Source organism: Nocardioides jejuensis (assembly GCF_004337475.1).
In the GTDB taxonomy this organism is placed as follows: Bacteria; Actinomycetota; Actinomycetes; order Propionibacteriales; family Nocardioidaceae; genus Nocardioides; species Nocardioides jejuensis.
Map to the genome: position 1 here is coordinate 36,546 of NZ_SJZJ01000013.1, position 14,733 is coordinate 51,278.

General features: G+C 71.7%; 14 protein-coding genes. 11 read left to right on the top strand and 3 right to left on the bottom strand.

The annotated features are described in order from the left end of the window. The first annotated feature begins 92 nt into the window (after positions 1 to 92). From hppD to EPD65_RS09110, 5 genes are read left to right on the top strand one after another with little or no spacing between them, the layout of a single operon-like run. Positions 93 to 1,298 (top strand): 4-hydroxyphenylpyruvate dioxygenase, encoded by a 1,206-nt coding sequence (hppD, locus tag EPD65_RS09090; protein WP_131583353.1) that lies wholly within the window; start codon positions 93 to 95, stop codon positions 1,296 to 1,298. Beyond that, positions 1,298 to 2,485, top strand: coding sequence for a homogentisate 1,2-dioxygenase domain-containing protein (locus tag EPD65_RS09095; RefSeq protein WP_481354324.1), 1,188 nt, complete (start codon positions 1,298 to 1,300; stop codon positions 2,483 to 2,485). Before hppD ends, EPD65_RS09095 begins: the two co-directional genes overlap by 1 nt. Continuing rightward, positions 2,482 to 3,279, top strand: coding sequence for a hypothetical protein (locus EPD65_RS09100; protein WP_131583355.1), 798 nt, complete (start codon positions 2,482 to 2,484; stop codon positions 3,277 to 3,279). Before EPD65_RS09095 ends, EPD65_RS09100 begins: the two co-directional genes overlap by 4 nt. Beyond that, positions 3,276 to 4,433, top strand: a complete 1,158-nt coding sequence (gene fahA, locus EPD65_RS09105; protein WP_131583357.1) for a fumarylacetoacetase — start codon at positions 3,276 to 3,278, stop codon at positions 4,431 to 4,433. The genes EPD65_RS09100 and fahA overlap by 4 nt, the downstream gene beginning before the upstream one ends. Then, positions 4,426 to 5,319, top strand: a complete 894-nt coding sequence (locus EPD65_RS09110) for a phenylalanine 4-monooxygenase (protein WP_131583359.1) — start codon at positions 4,426 to 4,428, stop codon at positions 5,317 to 5,319. The genes fahA and EPD65_RS09110 overlap by 8 nt, the downstream gene beginning before the upstream one ends. A 65-nt stretch (positions 5,320 to 5,384) precedes the next feature. On the opposite strand, the gene EPD65_RS16255 is transcribed toward EPD65_RS09110, so the two are convergent. Further along, positions 5,385 to 5,609, bottom strand: a complete 225-nt coding sequence (locus tag EPD65_RS16255) for a hypothetical protein (RefSeq protein ID WP_165872947.1) — start codon at positions 5,607 to 5,609, stop codon at positions 5,385 to 5,387. An 81-nt stretch (positions 5,610 to 5,690) separates the two neighbouring features. On the opposite strand from EPD65_RS16255, the gene EPD65_RS16260 reads away from it, so the two are divergent. After that, entirely contained in the window at positions 5,691 to 5,957 is a 267-nt protein-coding gene (locus tag EPD65_RS16260) for a DUF4229 domain-containing protein (protein WP_165872948.1), read from the top strand. Continuing rightward, complete coding sequence (cds1, locus tag EPD65_RS09120; RefSeq protein ID WP_131583362.1) at positions 5,957 to 7,003, top strand: L-cysteine desulfhydrase Cds1; 1,047 nt, start codon at positions 5,957 to 5,959, stop codon at positions 7,001 to 7,003. The genes EPD65_RS16260 and cds1 overlap by 1 nt, the downstream gene beginning before the upstream one ends. A gap of 100 nt (positions 7,004 to 7,103) precedes the next feature. On the opposite strand, the gene EPD65_RS09125 is transcribed toward cds1, so the two are convergent. Beyond that, the gene (locus EPD65_RS09125; protein WP_131583364.1) at positions 7,104 to 8,072 is read right to left on the bottom strand and encodes a 1,4-dihydroxy-2-naphthoate polyprenyltransferase; all 969 of its coding nucleotides are present in this window, start codon (positions 8,070 to 8,072) and stop codon (positions 7,104 to 7,106) included. Positions 8,073 to 8,082: 10 nt separating this feature from the next. Further along, positions 8,083 to 8,538, bottom strand: a complete 456-nt coding sequence (locus EPD65_RS09130) for a GNAT family N-acetyltransferase (RefSeq protein ID WP_131583366.1) — start codon at positions 8,536 to 8,538, stop codon at positions 8,083 to 8,085. Between the two features lie 52 nt (positions 8,539 to 8,590). Here EPD65_RS09130 and EPD65_RS09135 point away from each other — a divergent pair, with 52 nt between their 5' ends. The 4 genes from EPD65_RS09135 to EPD65_RS09150 all read left to right on the top strand — a co-directional run bounded on the left by EPD65_RS09135 (position 8,591) and on the right by EPD65_RS09150 (position 14,093). After that, positions 8,591 to 9,667, top strand: coding sequence for an AMP-binding protein (locus EPD65_RS09135; protein ID WP_131583368.1), 1,077 nt, complete (start codon positions 8,591 to 8,593; stop codon positions 9,665 to 9,667). Beyond that, a complete protein-coding gene (locus EPD65_RS09140) occupies positions 9,667 to 10,620 on the top strand; it encodes an o-succinylbenzoate synthase (RefSeq protein WP_131583421.1) in 954 nt (317 codons plus the stop codon). The genes EPD65_RS09135 and EPD65_RS09140 overlap by 1 nt, the downstream gene beginning before the upstream one ends. Next, positions 10,617 to 12,317: a 2-succinyl-5-enolpyruvyl-6-hydroxy-3-cyclohexene-1-carboxylic-acid synthase gene (menD, locus tag EPD65_RS09145; RefSeq protein ID WP_131583370.1), complete on the top strand. Its 1,701-nt coding sequence runs from the start codon at positions 10,617 to 10,619 to the stop codon at positions 12,315 to 12,317. Before EPD65_RS09140 ends, menD begins: the two co-directional genes overlap by 4 nt. Before the next feature lie 99 nt (positions 12,318 to 12,416). Beyond that, positions 12,417 to 14,093, top strand: coding sequence for a cation:proton antiporter (locus EPD65_RS09150; RefSeq protein WP_131583372.1), 1,677 nt, complete (start codon positions 12,417 to 12,419; stop codon positions 14,091 to 14,093). The last annotated feature ends 640 nt before the right edge of the window (positions 14,094 to 14,733 follow it).

Here is a 14,733-nt window from a genome sequence, read left to right on the forward strand (position 1 = left end):
CGGTGACCAACAGGATCTGGTGCAGTTGCCGAGCCCGTTGCGCGGGAGTTTGATCGAGGAGACCCGGGTCACAGTCCCTCGAAGGAGTCCGCATGTCCCCGCACGACGTCCTCACCGAGTCGGAGCAGCGCGCCGGCCTCGACGTGCAGCAGCTCCGCCAGCTCGTCGGCCTGGTGGAGTACGACGAGTCGGCCGACCCGTTCCCGATCACCGGGTGGGACGCGATCGTCTTCGTCGTCGGCAACGCGACGCAGGCCGCGGCGTACTTCCAGCAGGTGTGGGGCATGGAGCTCGAGGCGTACGCCGGCCCGGAGACGGGTCTGCGCGACCACAAGGCGTTCGTGCTCCGCTCCGGCTCGATCCGGTTCGTGCTGCAGGGTGCCGTCGCACCCGACAGCCCCTTGATCAGCCACCACGCGCGGCACGGCGACGGCGTCGTCGACATCGCCCTCGAGGTCCCGGACGTGGACCGCTGCATCGCCCAAGCGCGGGCAGCGGGAGCGACGATCCTCGACGAGGCTCACGACCTGACCGACGAGCACGGCACCGTGCGCGCCGCGGCCATCGCGGCGTACGGGGAGACCCGGCACACGCTGGTCCAGCGCGAGGTCGGCGGGGTCCGCTACGCGGGGGCGTACCTGCCGGGGTTCGTGCCGGCCACGGGCGTGAGGCCGGAGGAGAAGCGGCTCTTCCAGGCGCTCGACCACATCGTCGGCAACGTCGAGCTCGGGCGGATGGATGAGTGGGTCGGGTTCTACAACCGGGTGATGGGCTTCGTGAACCTGGCCGAGTTCATCGGCGACGACATCGCCACCGAGTACTCCGCGCTGATGTCGAAGGTCGTCGCGAGCGGCAACCACCGCGTGAAGTTCCCGCTGAACGAGCCGGCGGTTGCGAAGCGGAAGAGCCAGATCGACGAGTACCTCGAGTTCTACGGCGGCCCCGGTGCCCAGCACCTGGCGCTCGCGACCGGGGACATCCTCCGCACCGTCGACGTGCTTCGCTCGCGCGGGGTGGAGTTCCTCGACACCCCCGACGCCTACTACGACGATCCCGAGCTGCGCGCCCGGATCGGCGAGGTGCGGGTGCCGGTGGAGGAGCTGAAGAAGCGCGGGATCCTCGTCGATCGCGACGAGGACGGCTACCTGCTGCAGATCTTCACCAAGCCGCTCGGCGACCGGCCGACGGTCTTCTTCGAGCTGATCGAACGCCATGGCTCGCTCGGCTTCGGCAAGGGCAACTTCAAGGCGCTCTTCGAGTCGATCGAGCGCGAGCAGGAGCGACGGGGGAACCTCTGATGTTCTACCGGGCAGTCGGCGAGATCCCGCCGAAGCGGCACACACAGCACCGTGGGCCGGATGGCGAGCTGCTCTTCGAGGAGCTGATGGGGGAGGAGGGCTTCTCGTCGGACTCCTCGTTGCTCTACCACCGCTCCATCCCGTCGGCCGTCGCGGCGAGCCGCGTCTGGGAGCTGCCGGAGCAGTCGCTGGTCCCGAACCACCCGCTGCTGCCGCGGCACCTCTCGACGCGCGCACTGTCGTTCGGGGCCGGAACGGATGCAGTCACCGGCCGTCGGCTGCTGCTCGGCAACGCCGACGTCCGGATCTCGTACGTCGTTGCCGACGCGACCAGTCCGCTCTACCGCAACGGCATCGGCGACGAGTGCCTCTTCGTCGAGTCCGGCTCGGGGGTGGTCGAGACCGTGTTCGGCGACCTGGTCTTCGGGCCGGGCGACTACGTCGTCGTCCCGCGCGCCACCACACACCGGATCGTGCCGTCCGGGCCGGTGCGGATCTACGCCATCGAGGGCAACAGCCACATCACCCCGCCCAAGCGCTATCTCAGCAAGTTCGGTCAGCTGCTCGAGCACGCGCCGTACTGCGAGAGGGACCTGCGTGGCCCGTCGGCACCACGTGTCGTCGAGGAGCAGGACGTCGAGGTCCTCATCAAGCACCGGGTCAACGGGCTGCCGGGCGGCATCGGCGGCACCGTCCACACGCTCCCGCACCACCCCTTCGACGTGGTCGGCTGGGACGGCTGCCTCTACCCGTTCGCGTTCAACGTCGCCGACTTCATGCCGATCACCGGCAAGGTGCACCAGCCGCCGCCGGTCCACCAGGTCTTCGAGGGCTTCAACTTCGTCATCTGCAACTTCGTGCCGCGCAAGGTCGACTACCACCCGCTCTCGATCCCGGTGCCGTACTACCACTCCAACGTCGACTCGGACGAGGTGATGTTCTACGTCGCCGGCGACTACGAGGCACGCAAGGGGAGCGGCATCGCGGAGGGCTCGATCACGCTGCACCCGGGCGGTCATCCGCACGGTCCGCAGCCGGGCGCGTACGAGCGCTCCATCGGTGTCGACCACTTCGACGAGCTCGCCGTCATGGTCGACACGTTCCGTCCCCTCGACCTCGGCGAGGCCGGACGCGAGGCGGACGACGGTGTGTACGCCGGGTCCTGGTCGCCGGGAGGCGCACGGTGAGCGCGCTGACGCCGGCGTTCCTCCTCGGCCTGCTCGACGACGCGGCGATCTTCCCGCCCGGCAACGCGCCGCTGGCGCAGGCGGTCGCGGACCATGCCGCGTACCTCCGCAGCGCGTACGCCGGAGCGGTCGGTCCGCTCGTGGTGCGCACCGCCGACCTGGCGCAGGTCGGCGACGTCGACGTCGCGGTGGTCACCGGACTCGATGAGGTGCACACGGCCTTTGCCGCGGCCGGCTCGCGGCTGCGATCCGTGGAGGTTGCGCTGCCGGCGTCGGCGGCTGCCGGCGAGGTGCGCTCGCTCGCGTCGCTCGGCGTTGAGGTGTGCGTCGAGGTGCCACGTGACGACCGGGCCGAGGCGGTGCTCGCGGAGCTGGCGGTGGCCGGGCTGCGGGCGAAGTTCCGCACTGGCGGCCCGCGGGGCGACCTCTACCCCTCGGAGGCGGAGCTGGCCAGTGCGATCACGACCGCAGTCGCCTTCGGCGTGCCGTTCAAGGCGACGGCCGGGCTGCACCATGCCGTGCGGCGTACGGATCCAGGGACGGGCTTCGAGGAGCACGGCTTCCTCAATCTCCTCGTGGCCACCGGCCGCGCGCTGGACGGCGCCACGGCGTCGGACGTCGAGGCCGCGCTCGCCGCGCGTGACGAGGCAGCCGTCGCGACTGCGGTGCTTGCGCTCGGACCCGCCGTCCGCGACGCCTTCCGCTCGTTCGGCACCTGCTCGATCAGCGAACCGCTTGCCGACCTGGCCCGGCTCGACCTGCTGCCCCACGCGTGGCGGGAGGGTGCGGCATGAGGATCGACCTCGTCCCCGACGACCCGTTCGGCCTGCACAACCTCCCGTACGGCGTCTACCGCGCCGCGGGCCGCGCGCCGCGGGTCGGCGTACGCCTCGGGTCGTACGTCGTGGACCTGTCGCGCCTGCTGGGCGACGAGGTATTCGCGACGGGATCGCTCAACGCATTCATGGCGCAGGGTCCGACGCGCTGGGCGTCGGTGCGCGCGGACCTTGCCGAGGCCCTCGCCGGTGAGGTGTCGGACGAGGCGGTTCACCACCTTGCGGACGTCACGCTCGAGCTGCCGTTCGAGGTGGCCGACTACGTCGACTTCTACGCCTCCGAGCACCACGCCTCGAACCTTGGCCGGCTCTTCAGGCCCGAAGCGCCCGACCCGCTGACGCCCAACTGGAAGCACCTGCCGATCGGCTACCACGGCCGCTCGGCGTCGATCGTGGTCTCGGGCACGGACGTGGTCCGGCCCTGCGGCCAGCGGCTCCCGCCCGGTGCCGACAAGCCGGTCTTCGGGCCGTCGACCCGCCTCGACCTGGAGTGCGAGCTGGGCTTCGTCGTCGGTGTGGGAACCGGGCTGGGCAGTCGCATCGCGGCCGCCGACGCCGACGAGCACCTCTTCGGTGTTGTCCTCTTCAACGACTGGTCGGCGCGTGACATCCAGGCGTGGGAGTACGTCCCGCTCGGGCCGTTCCTCGGCAAGTCCTTCGCCTCGACCGTCTCTGCGTGGGTGGTGCCGATGGCCGCGCTCGACGGGGCCCGGATCGCGGTGCCGCCGCAGGAGCCGGTGCTGCCCTACCTCGCGATGGACGGCCCGTGGGGTCTCGACATCGACCTCGCGGTCTCCATCAATGGCGAGGTCGTCAGCCGGCCGCCGTACGCCGCGACGTACTGGTCGCCGGCGCAGATGCTGGCGCACCTGACCGTCAACGGTGCCGCGACGCGGACCGGTGACCTCTTCGCCTCGGGCACCGTGTCGGGCCCGGGGCGGGGGCAGCAGGGGTCGCTGATCGAGATCGGCACCGGCTTCCTCGAGGACGGCGACGAGGTCGTCATCGCGGGCGAGGCGCGGCTGGCCGACGGGCGACGGATCGGGTTCGGCGAGGCGGTGGGGCGCGTCGTACCGGCCCTGCCGTGGGGAGAGGAGCAGGGAGATGTTTGAGGAAGCACAGCTCTATTCGCCGGTGACGGCGCACGAGGACGGCACCGCGACGGTGCACCTGGTGGAAGGCCACCCGGGCGAGCACGACCCGGAGTACCGCCGGCGGCGCAACGAGATCGCGGCGGTGTCTCTTACCTGGCGCCCCGGCCAGCCGGTGCCGTCGATCGACTACACGGAGACCGAGCACGGGGTGTGGCGCACCGTGTGCGAGCACCTCGGCCCGCTGCACGAGCAGTACGCCTGCCGCGCGTTCAACGACGCCGTCGCCGCGCTCGACCTGCCACGCGACCGGGTGCCGCAGCTCTCCGAGGTGTCGACCGGACTGCAGGCGCTCACCGGTTTCTCCTACGTGCCGGCTCCCGGCATCGTGCCGCTCGAGGAGTTCTACGGATCGCTCGCGGACGGGATCTTCCACTCGACGCAGTACCTCCGGCACCACGCGGCTCCGCTGTACACGCCCGAGCCGGACATCCTCCACGAGGTGATGGGCCACGGGAACCTGCTCGCCTCGCCGGAGGTCGCCGAGGTCAACCGGCTGGCCGGTGCCGCAGCGCGACGCGTGACGACGCCCGAGGCGCTGCAGGTCGTGGCCGACGTCTTCTGGTTCACCGTCGAGTTCGGGGCGCTGTGGGAGCAGGGGGCGCTGAAGGCCTACGGGGCGGGCATCCTCTCCAGCTACGGCGAGATCGAGGAGTTCCGGTCCATGCAGATCCGCCCGCTCGACTTCGCGGCGATGGCGACGATCGACTACGACATCACGCACTACCAGCCGGTGCTCTTCGCGGCGGAGTCCTTCGGGCACATGGTCGACGAGGTGGGCGCGTTCTTCGCAGCGTGCGACGACGAGACGCCCGCGCGCCTCGGCGTACGGCCGAAGGCATCGTGACTGCCGAGACCCGGGTTTTGGCGCGTCGAGACCCGGGTTTTGGCGCGGTGAGTCGCGGGTCTTGGTCAGGGACCGTCGGGCTTCGGCGGCTCGGGCGGCTTGCGGCGATTGAGCTGGCGGAGGAACTCCGGGTCGTCGTCGGGGCCGAGCGGGCGCTGCGGCTGCTTCGGGCGACGCGGGAGGAGCGGGCGGGCGGCGGGCTTGGTCCCGTTGATCTGGCGGTCGACCAGCATCACGCAGCCGTAGACCGCGAGCGCGATGATCACGACGACGAGCAGGAACTTCAGCACCCTTCCAATGTAGACCGGAGGGTGTCGGTCGGCGGCTGGCCCGTCGACGGCTCCGTCGGGGCGGGCGCCTACGCTGTGCGCGTGAAGGCTTTCGTCGTGTACACGCTGCTTCGTGCGGTCCTCTTCCTCGCCGCCTGGATCCTGATCCTCGGCGTCTGGAAGCTCGTCGACGGCGGTGCCGTCACGGGTTCCCAGCTCTTCTTCGCCGCGATCGGCGCGTTCATCGTCTCGGGCGTCGCGTCGTACTTCGTGCTCCGCGGCCCGCGGGAGGCGCTGGCCGTGCGCGTCGAGGAGCGCGCGTCGAAGGCGGTCTCGAAGTTCGACGAGATGCGGACCAAGGAAGACTGATGTCGCGGGCGTGGGTGGCTGAGGCCGTACGCCGCGTCGAGGCCGACGCGAACCGCTCTGCCGACACGCACCTGCACGTCTTTCCGCTGCCCCCGTCGTGGGGCATCGACCTCTACCTGAAGGACGAGTCGGTCCACCCGACCGGCTCCCTCAAGCACCGCCTCGCGCGCTCGCTCTTCCTCTACGGCCTGTGCAACGGCTGGATCTCCTCGGGTACGACGGTGGTCGACGCCTCCTCGGGCTCGACGGCCGTGTCGGAGGCGTATTTCGCGCGCCTGCTCGGACTGCCGTTCATCGCGGTGATGCCGGCTGCCACCTCGGTCGAGAAGATCTCGCTGATCGCGTTCTACGGGGGCGAGGTGCACCTCGTGGACGACCCGGCGTCGGTCTACGAGGAGGCGCGGGCGCTCGCCGAGTCGGTCGGCGGTCACTACCTCGACCAGTTCACGTACGCCGAGCGGGCGACCGACTGGCGTGGCAACAACAACATCGCCGAGTCGATCCTGTCGCAGATGTCGCGCGAGCCCCATCCCGTGCCGGCCTGGGTCGTCGTGGGTGCGGGCACCGGCGGCACGTCGGCCACGATCGGGCGGTACCTCCGCTACCAGCAGCTGCCCACGCAGCTGTGCGTCGTCGACCCGGAGGGCTCGGCGTTCTACGAGTCGTGGGTCTCTGGGTCCTCGGCGGTCACGGCCTGCGGGTCGCGGATCGAGGGAATCGGGCGACCGCGCGTCGAGCCGTCGTTCGTGCCGGGTGTCGTCGACCGGATGCTGCAGGTGCCCGACGCGGCCTCGATCGCGGCGATGCGCTGGTGCTCGTCGGTCACGGGCCGGCTCGTCGGTGCCTCCACCGGCACATCGCTGTGGGGCGCGCTGCAGCTGGTGGCCGCGATGCGGGCCGCCGGCGAGCAGGGGTCGGTGGTCACGCTGATCTGCGATGGCGGCGAACGCTACGCGCACACCTACTACTCGGATGCGTGGCTCGAGGCGCAGGGCATCGACCCGGCGCCGTACGTCGCGGACCTCGAGGCACTGCTGTCGTCCTGACCGCGCCGGCGCCCCGGCCCGCCAAACTGTCAGACTGACACTTTGGCAACGCGTGACCTTTCCGAACTGTCAGCTGGGACGAAACTGTCAGGATTCGACGTCAGGCGATGAGCAGCCCGGCGAAGACGCCGACGCCGAGGAGCAGCTCAGCGATGCCGGTCTTCTGGAGGACCGGGATGAGACCCGGGCCGGTCGCGCCCGAGGTCACCGTGCGGACGCCCTGGAGCGCGGGCACGAGGTAGACCAGGCCGAGCAGGGCCCACCAGCTCGTGAGCGCGGCGACACCGAACAGGGCGCCGAACGCCGCCGACACCAGCGCCGCGTACAGCCCACGGGTGCGGTGGTCGCCGAGGCGGACCGCCAGCGTCATCTTCCCGGCGACCGTGTCGGTCGGGATGTCGCGGAGGTTGTTGGCGACGAGGATCGCGCAGGCGAGTGCGCCGATCGCGATGCCGGCGAGGAGGGCGGGGATGAACCAGCCGTTCGGGTCGAGTACCCAGCAGTCGCCGGAATAGCAGTGGGTTGCCCCGTCGCTGCTGAACGTGCCGAGGTAGATGGCGTCCCGGTTGTCGTGTGAAGGCAGCTGCACGTACGTCGTACCAATCGTCGCCACTAGGCCGAAGAAGACGAAGACCATCACCTCGCCGAGACCCAGGTAGCCATACGGCTTGGAGCCGCCGGTGTAGAACCACGCAGCGACGACGCACACCAGGCCGACGGCGATCAGCCACCACGCGGTCGCCAGGGCGAGGACGACGCCGGCTACGCCGGCCACGCCGAAGGCGATCAGCATCGCTCGCTTGACCGCAGCGGGCGAGGCCTTGCGTGACCCGACCAGGCGCATCGGGCCGACGCGGTCGTCGTCGGTGCCGCGGATGCCGTCGGAGTAGTCGTTGGCGTAGTTGACCGCCACCTGGAGGGCGAGGCTCACCACGAGGGCGAGCGCTGCCTTCCACCAGACCGGCTCGTAGAACCACGCGGCGACGCCGGTGCCGGCGAGGACGGGCGCGACGGCGGCGGGCAGGGTGCGCGGGCGGGCGCCGGCGATCCATTCAGCGGGGGTGGCCATGGCAGGTGATTCAAGCAGGCTTGCGCACCATGTCGATGTGCGGGATGCCGGCTTCCTCGTAGATGTCGCCGACGGGCTGGAAGCCGTGTCGTCCGTAGAACCCGCGCAGGTGGTCCTGCGCACCGAGCATGATCGGCGTCGCGGGCCAGAGCTTCTCGCAGGCGGCGACCGCGCGGCGTACGAGCTCGGTGCCGGTGCCCCCGCGCGCGTCCGTCGCCACGACGACGCGACCCACGTGCGAGGCGCCGTGCTCGTCGGGCTCGAGCAGACGTGCGTACGCCAGCAGGTCGGCGCCGTCCCACCCGAAGAGGTGGTGGGTCTCGCCCTCGAGATCGCGGCCGTCGATCTCGAGCGCCGCGGAGACATGCTGCTCGTCAACGAAGACCACGCCGCGCAGGTGGAGCATGTCGTAGGTCTGGCGTGCCGTCAGGCCGCGGTGGTGCACGAGCTGCCAGGTGAGTTGCATGGCACCAGTATCCGACGCCTCGGACGCCGCCGGTCGGCGGTAGGTTCTGGCCATGGCCTCGCCGCTCGAACCGCTCCGCCTCAGCGGCAACGCGTACGCCGACATCGACGCCCTCCGCCGCTGGATCGATGCGACCGACGAGCAACGCTTGCTGATCGAGACCTCCGGATCCAGCGGTACGCCGAAGGGGGTGCTGCTCAGCCGTGAGGCGATGCTCGCGTCCGCCGAGGCGAGCGCCTTTACGCTGCGGGCCTCGGGTCCCTGGGTGCTCGCGCTGCCCTCGAGCTACGTAGCGGGCGCCAACGTCATCGTCCGCTCCCTCTTCGCCGGCTACGAACCGACCGTCCTCGACGAGCACGGCCTCGCGTGGGCGATCACCGGTGCCGAGGCCCGCGACCACACGGCTCCTGTCTTCCTCTCGCTGGTGCCGACGCAGCTCGCCCGCGCGCTCGAGAGCGGGGCAGACCGCCAGGCGCTGGCGCGTTCGGTACACACCGTCCTGCTCGGTGGTGGCCCGATCGACCCGGCGCTGCGGGCACGGGCAGAGGACGCGGGCATCAATGTCGTGGCGACCTACGGCTCGAGCGAGACCAGCGGCGGCTGCGTCTATGACGGCTTTCCGCTCGACGGGGTCGAGGTCGGTCTCACCGAGGAGGGCAGGATCCGGCTCCGCGGGCCGATGCTCTTCGACGGCTATCTCGACGACCCCACGCTCACCGCGGACGCACTGGTCGACGGCTGGTACGTCACCTCGGACCTCGGCGCCCTCGACCCCGATGGCCGGCTCAGCGTGCTTGGTCGCGTCGACGACATGCTGATCACGGGAGGGGTGAAGGTGCCGGCGCTCGCCGTTGCCCGACGCCTGCGCGAGCACCACGCCGTCGCGGCCGCCGAGGTGGTCGGCGTCGACGATCCCGAGTGGGGGCAGGCGATCGTCGCCGTCGTGGCCACGCCCGGGCTCGCCTCGATGCCTCCGATGTCGCTCGCGGAGGCGCGCGACTGGGTCACGGCCGCTCACCCGCGTGCCTGGGCGCCGCGACGCCTGGTCGTCGTCGAGGAACTGCCCCTGCTGGCCAACGGCAAGGTCGACCGGCAGGCTGTGCGAGCACTCGCCGAGGCGTCCGCGTGATCGAGCAGCACGTCTTCTCGATCCCGATGCGCACGCGCTTCCGCGGCATCACCGTGCGTGAGGGCATGTTGCTGCACGACCCCGCGACGGGCGGATGGGGCGAGTGGTCGCCGTTCCTCGAGTACGACGAGGAGGTCGCCCGGCCTTGGCTGCAGTGCGCGCTCGAAGCGATGCGCGGGGACTGGCCGATGCCGGTGCGGGACACCGTGCCGGTCAACGTGACCGTCCCGGCCGTCGACGCCGAGCGGGCACACGCGATCGTCACTGCCGGCGGCTGCCGCACCGCCAAGGTGAAGGTCGCCGAGCCCGGCCAGTCGCTCGCCGACGACGAGGCCCGCCTCGAAGCGGTGCGGGACGCCCTCGGTCCTGGTGGACTGGTCCGCATCGACGCCAACGGAGCCTGGGACGTCGACACCGCGGTCGCCGCGCTCCCGCGACTCGATCGCGCCGCCGGCGGTCTGGAGTACGCCGAGCAGCCGGTCGCCTCGGTGGAGGACCTCGCCCTGGTGCGCCGACGCGTCGCCGTGCCGATCGCTGCCGATGAGTCGATCCGCCGTGCGGCGGACCCCTACCGGGTGCGTGATCTCGAGGCGGCGGACATCGCCGTCCTCAAGGTGCAACCGCTCGGGGGTGTCAGGAACTGTCTCCGCATCGCGGAGGAGATCGGCCTGCCGGTCGTCGTGTCGAGTGCACTCGAGACCTCCTTCGGAATCGCGGCGGGAGTCGCCCTCGCGGCGGCCCTGCCCGAGCTGCCCCACGCCTGTGGTCTGGCCACAGTCCAGCTACTGACCGACGACGTCGCCGCGCACCCGCTGCTGCCTGTGGACGGCGCCCTCCCGGTGGGCCCTGTGCACGCAGACCGGGCCGCGATCGCCCGCCTCGCCGCCGATCCACAGCGCACGGCCCACTGGCAGGCACGTCTCGACCGGGTGCGGCAGGATCAGCCCCTGTGAACGCCTCGACCGACCTCGCCCGTGCCTGCGTCCAGGCGCTGATCGACGCCGGCGTCACCGAGCTCGTCCTCGCGCCGGGTAGCCGCAACGCGCCGCTCGCCTTCGCGGCGTACGACGCGGACCGGGCCGGGCTGCTGCGGCTCCACACCCGCATCGACGAGCGGACGGCGGGCTTCCTTGCCCTCGGCCTGACCAAGGCCGGGCGCCGCGCCGCGGTCGCCTGCACCAGCGGCACCGCCGTCGCCAACCTCTTCCCGGCCGTCATGGAGGCCGCCCACACGGGGCTGCCCCTGGTGGTCGTCACCGCCGACCGGCCGGCCAGCCTGCGCGGCACCGGCGCCAGTCAGACGACCGATCAGGTCGACGTCTTCGGCAAGTTCGCGCGCTTTCTCGACATCGATGCCCTCGCGCCGGTGGACAACGCCGCAGGGAGGCGGCCTGCCTACCTCGCGACCGAGGGGACGAGCTTCGACGACCTGCGCTCGTTGCTCGCCTTCCCGTTCGGGTGGTTCTCCTACGACGGGCGCGCGCCGAGCGCCGTCGCGCATCTCAACGTCCAGTTCGAGCTCCCGCTCACTCCGCCGGACGGGGCGCCGCCGGCGTACACGGAGAAGGTGGCCGAGCCCGGCTCCTGCCGGGTCCCGATGTCCCCCGACGATGCGCACCAGCTCGTCGCCGGGCCCCGGACCGTGGTCGTCGCGGGCGATGACGCCGGAGCCCGGGCACGCCAGATCGCCGAGGCCGGCGGCTGGCCGCTCTTCGCCGAGCCGACCTCCGGTTCGCGGACCGGAGCCAACGCCCTGCGCACCTACCGCCTGCTGCTCGACACCGAGCTCGGCCAGACGATCGAGCGGGTCGTCGTGGTTGGCCACCCCACGCTGAGCCGCCCGATCGCCCGCCTCCTCGCGCGCGACGATGTCGAGGTCGTCTCCCAGCGCAGTGCCGGCATCTGGTCGGAGCGGCCGTTCCCGGTGACGACGGAGCACGACGCGATCTGGGCCCCCGAGACCGCGGGAGACACGGCGTGGCTCGACTCGTGGCGCGAGCTCGATCGCGCCACCGGCAGGCTCCTCGACCAGCTGCTCCACCAGCAGCCCGACCTGACCCCGTGGGAGGTGGCCGCGGCGGTGCACGCGGCGCTGCCGTCCGGCGGTCTGCTGGTCGTCGGCGCCTCGAGCCCGATCCGCGACCTCGACGTCATGGCGCGGCCGATGCCGGTCGGCGGCCGCCGGAAGATGATCGCGAACCGCGGCCTGGCCGGCATCGACGGCACGGTCTCCACCGCCATCGGCGCGGCGCTGGCCCGCTCCGCCCGCGACTCCGAGGCGCGCACGATCGCGCTGATGGGCGACGTGACGTTCCTGCACGACGCCGGCGCCCTCGTGATCGGCCCGGAGGAGCCGCGCCCCGACCTCACGATCGTGGTCGTCAACGACGACGGCGGCTCGATCTTCACCATGCTCGAGCAGGGCGCCCCGGCGTACGCCGAGCAGTACGACCGGCTCTTCGGCACCCCGCACGGTGTCGACCTCGGCAGCCTCTGCGCGAGCACCCGCACGCCGCACTGGAAGGTCGAGTCGCTGCCCGAGCTGCAGCAGGCCCTGGCCAGCCCCAACGGCGGCATCGAGGTCATCGAGGTGCGCGTACGCCGCGACAACCGCCGCGAGCTCGACGCCGCGATCCGTTCACTCGCCTGACCACGACCCGGGACTCAACCCGCCAAAACCCGGGACTCAACGCGGCAAAACCCGGGTCTCGACGCACCACGGTTGCGGACGACACGGCAGGATCACCTTGTGGAGATCGCCTTCCTTCTCGTCCTGCTCGCCGTGGCGGTGCTCGCCGGCACGTCGCTGTCCGAGCGGATCGGCTTCCCGGCGCCGCTGGCACTGATCGCGCTCGGCGTAGTTGGCGCCTACATCCCGGGGATCCCCGAGGTTCACCTGCATCCCGAGGTGGTGCTGCTCGGCCTGCTGCCGCCGCTGCTCTATGCCGCCAGCCTGCAGACCAGCCTGGTCGACTTCAACGCGAACCGGCGCCCGATCCTGCTGCTCAGCGTCGGTCTGGTGGTCTTCACGACCTTCGGAGTGGGAGCTGTGGTGCACGCGCTCCTGCCCGGGCTCGGCTGGGCTCCTGCACTCGCGATTGGTGCTGTCGTCGCGCCCCCGGACGCCGTCGCGGCGACCGCGATCGCGCGACGGATCGGCCTGCCGCGTCGCCTCGTCACCATCCTCGAGGGCGAGTCGCTGCTCAACGACGCGACCGCGCTCGTCGCCCTGCGCACCGCGATCGCCGCCGCGACGATCGGCGTCTCGACCACGGAGGTGGCGTTCGACTTCGTCCGGGCCGCCGGCGGCGGCGTACTCGTCGGGCTGCTCACGTTCGTCGTGGTGGCCAAGGTCCGCAAGCTGCTGACCGACCCGGTCCTCGACACCGCCGTCTCGCTCGTCACCCCGTTCGCGGCGTACGTCGCGGCGGAGCGTGTGGAGGCCTCGGGCGTCATCGCCGTCGTCGTCGCCGGCCTGCTGCTCGGGCACAAGGCGCCGATCCTGCAGTCGGCGCAGAGCCGGATGGCCGAGCGCACCAACTGGCGCACGCTCGCGTTCGTCCTGGAGAACGCTGTCTTCCTCCTGATCGGCCTGCAGGCTGCGTGGATCGTGCAGGACGCGGGCCAGTCGTCGTTCGGGTGGGGGCGCATCGCCGCGGTGTGCGCGGCAAGCCTGGCCGCGGTGATCGGGCTGCGCCTGTTCTGGGTCTTCCCGGCCCGCTACCTGCTGGTTCGTCCGGGCCCGGACCCGGCGACGGGGCAGAGCGCACCGTGGACCTACACGTTCCTGCTCGGCTGGGCGGGCATGCGCGGTGTCGTGACGCTGGCTGCGGCGTTCGTGATCCCGGACGACACACCGCATCGCGAGGTGCTGCTGCTGATCGCCTTCACGGTCGTGGCGGGCACGCTCTTCATCCAGGGCCTGACGCTTCCGCTGCTGGCGCGCATCATGCGGGTGCCCAGCCCCGACGCCGCGGAGGACGCACTCGCCCGCGCGACCCTCCTGCAGCAGGCGACCAAGGCGGCGCACGCGCGCCTCGAGGACCTCGAGTACGACGACCGGCACGGCGTGGTCGACCTGGTCCGGCAGCAGATGGACCGCCGCAACTTCGCCGCGTGGGAGCGGCTCGCGACGGCCGAGGACCACGAGAGCCCGAGCGACCTCTACGCCCGGATCAGGCTCGAGTTGATCGCCGCGAGCCCGGGCAGCGCGGCGCTGAGCTCGTCGATCGCCGTCGACCAGTCCTCGCGCAGCACCGCCGCCAGGCCGCGGCAGACCGGCGCGACCGCGGACCGGCTCGCCTCGTCCCGCGAACGCCGGCAGCGCGCGCCGAGCGAGTCCAGCGACTCCGGATCGTGGTTGGCGGCGTGGGCAACCGCGGCGTGCAAGGCGATGAACGGCGTCTCCGGCTTGCCCAGGAGCTGAGCGTCGACGGAGGCCAGCACGGGCGCGGCCGTCGGGGGAGCGGCCAGTCCGGCGTCCCAGTCGGTGGCCGCCACCTGCCAGCGCCAGAGCAGCGAGGCGGTGTCCACGAGCCCCCGTACGCCGGTCACGTCGGCGAGCTGTCGGGCGAAGCGGCGCCGCACCGCCTCGACGTCGCCCAGCGCGAGCTCGTGCAGCGCGGCGTGCCAGGCGAAGTGGGCGCGATGGCTGGCCGATCGGCCGCCCGCCTCGATCCAGTGGTCGAGCCAGGCGCGGCCGGTCTCGTGCTGCCCGGTCTCGTAGTGCACGTGGGTCAGCGCGTGCACCGCGTGGCCGGACGACGGCTCGCACGAGAGCGCGGACTCCGCGAGCAGCGCGGCCTCGTCGTACCGGGCCTGGTCCTGGCGGACGAAGGCCAGCAGGGAGATGTACCACCAGTGGTCGCCGTACGCCGGAGCGAGGTTCTCCACCAGCGCCCAGACGTCCTGCTGCACGTCGATCACGCCCGAGAAGGCGATCGTCGGCACGGCGGCGGAGACCGCCAGCACGTCGCGGGGGTACGCCGCGATGTGGCGGCGCAGCGCGTCGGCGCCGGCCCGACGCGGCTCCCGGACCCGGAGGCCGACGACGCTGACCAGGCTGC

Coding starts and splice junctions, on each gene's coding strand:
- hppD (WP_131583353.1), top strand. CDS start 93: ATGTCCCCGCACGACGTCCTCACCGAGTCGGAGCAGCGCGCCGGCCTC.
- EPD65_RS09095 (WP_481354324.1), top strand. CDS start 1,298: ATGTTCTACCGGGCAGTCGGCGAGATCCCGCCGAAGCGGCACACACAG.
- fahA (WP_131583357.1), top strand. CDS start 3,276: ATGAGGATCGACCTCGTCCCCGACGACCCGTTCGGCCTGCACAACCTC.
- EPD65_RS09110 (WP_131583359.1), top strand. CDS start 4,426: ATGTTTGAGGAAGCACAGCTCTATTCGCCGGTGACGGCGCACGAGGAC.
- cds1 (WP_131583362.1), top strand. CDS start 5,957: ATGTCGCGGGCGTGGGTGGCTGAGGCCGTACGCCGCGTCGAGGCCGAC.
- EPD65_RS09125 (WP_131583364.1), bottom strand. CDS start 8,072: ATGGCCACCCCCGCTGAATGGATCGCCGGCGCCCGCCCGCGCACCCTG.
- EPD65_RS09130 (WP_131583366.1), bottom strand. CDS start 8,538: ATGCAACTCACCTGGCAGCTCGTGCACCACCGCGGCCTGACGGCACGC.
- EPD65_RS09135 (WP_131583368.1), top strand. CDS start 8,591: ATGGCCTCGCCGCTCGAACCGCTCCGCCTCAGCGGCAACGCGTACGCC.